At 44.6% G+C, this 1,683-nt stretch carries 2 protein-coding genes and 1 pseudogene; 1 reads left to right on the top strand and 2 read right to left on the bottom strand.

The window, feature by feature from the left end; all coding sequences use genetic code 11:
- Positions 1-280: 280 nt before the first annotated feature.
- Both B0H50_RS12970 and B0H50_RS12965 read right to left on the bottom strand, forming a co-directional pair.
- Positions 281-619 (bottom strand): annotated as a pseudogene (locus B0H50_RS12970) (N-acetyltransferase family protein); the annotation flags it as partial.
- A 63-nt stretch (positions 620-682) separates the two neighbouring features.
- Positions 683-907, bottom strand: a complete 225-nt coding sequence (locus tag B0H50_RS12965; RefSeq protein WP_109587924.1) for a hypothetical protein — start codon at positions 905-907, stop codon at positions 683-685.
- 261 nt (positions 908-1,168) lie between these two features.
- On the opposite strand from B0H50_RS12965, the gene B0H50_RS12960 reads away from it, so the two are divergent.
- Positions 1,169-1,683 (top strand): DUF4372 domain-containing protein (locus tag B0H50_RS12960; RefSeq protein WP_146193781.1); only part of this gene is annotated, 515 nt, incomplete at its 3' end.

Below are 1,683 nucleotides of genomic sequence, written 5' to 3'. Positions count from 1 at the left end.
CTAGGGAGGGGGCTTGCAACGGCAAAATCAAAGTCTAGACCGCGTAAATTCTGGGGTCTAGACGTTCTGAAAATTTTCTCCGGACACTAATAATTTAATAAATATTTTTAATGAGAAAAATCTTCCGCAACAACAGTTTGATCATTGGGGAAAAAAGGTCCTAGCCATCTCCAAATTTTCAGCTTGTGAAAAGAATGTTCTTGCTGAAATAGTAAGGGAAATTGGAGAAAATATCACTCATTAAAATGAAGCATCCTTGCAATAGAATGTTTTCCTAGCCTTACAATTCGTGGTAGTACGGGCAGATGTTTTCGTAATGGCCGTCTTTCATTCGAAACCCTTTAGGGATGGTGCCGAGCTGGACAAATCCGAGACGTTCGTACAGGTGGCGCGCATGAGTGTTGCTTTCGACAACGGCATTGAACTGCAAGACTCCAAATCCGTGCTTTTTAGCCTGTTCAAGGCAGTCCTTCACGAGCATTTCGCCGATATGCTTGCCTCTGGATTCTGAAGAAACCGCATAGCTTGCATTAGAAATGTGACCGCAACGGCCCACGTTGTTCGGGTGCAGAATGTACAGGCCGAAAACTTTGCCTTTTTCTTCGGCAACGGCGCCACAGCGCCGCCCTATGGCTAAAGTTATTGGTTCCTTTTTGATGCACGGTTTGGCAAAATGGACGTATTAATCTGAAATCCTGACTATATCATAGGCATCGAAATTAGTTGTTGCTAGGTATTCGGTGGCATTATTATCGAATTTCTTGTTGGTAACATAAACAAAAATTACAGTATTTCCGTGGGCGATTTTACTTTCAATGCTTAAATCTGTTAGACGATGCCTTAAGGCTTCGTTTGTTGAAGATGTCTGAAGTTTTTGTACTGACTCAACATCTTTAAACCATTGCATTACACCTGCAAATTCTCGTATTTTAGTATCACCAGACTGAGCTTCATTTGACGGGGAAAATTCTGATTGAAATACGTAAATTTCATTTTCTTGTTCATTGACCCATATTGCATCAATTCCTTTATCCCTTGGACCATCTACAACGGCATCAACACTTTCAAGCTCAGTTAGTTTGAAAATTATTAGTGTCCGGTAAAACTTTTTAATTCAACCTAAAATCTAACAAAAAAAGGCGACTTCCGTTTCCGGGAGCCGCCACTTTTGACTATTGTTCAGTTTGCAATCAAAAACAAGCTCAAAAGCACTATGGAATGTAGAAATTTTACCGGACAGCCGATATACGCACAAATCACAAAATACCTCTCCAAAGGCGAAATTCTGGGGCAATCCCGCAGCGTTGGCGGGGAACGCTATGTCAAGAAGTTCGACGGGTTCCAGCACCTGCTCGTGCTGTTGTTCGCTGTATTCAAAAATTACAGGTCCCTGCGCGAAATCCTTACGGGAGTGAACACGGAAGCGAGGCACCTGTGGCACGCCGGGTTCACGGGACCGCTGAAGATGAGCACTTTCTCCGACGCGAACAACAGACGCCCCTGCAAGTTCTTCGAGGCCGTCTACAAGTCGCTCTACGAAAAGTTCGGCCGTTTTTTACCGGACAGCCGCGACTATGAGTGGGCGCAGAAACTGTACGTGATGGACTCCACGACCATATCGCTGTTCTCGAACGTCCTGAAGGGAGCCGGACGAAACCCGAAAATCGGCAGGAAGAACGGCGG

Origin of the sequence: Hallerella porci (assembly GCF_003148885.1) — a bacterium.
Classification (GTDB): domain Bacteria; phylum Fibrobacterota; class Fibrobacteria; order Fibrobacterales; family Fibrobacteraceae; genus Hallerella; species Hallerella porci.
This window is presented reverse-complemented; position numbering and strand designations above follow the sequence as displayed.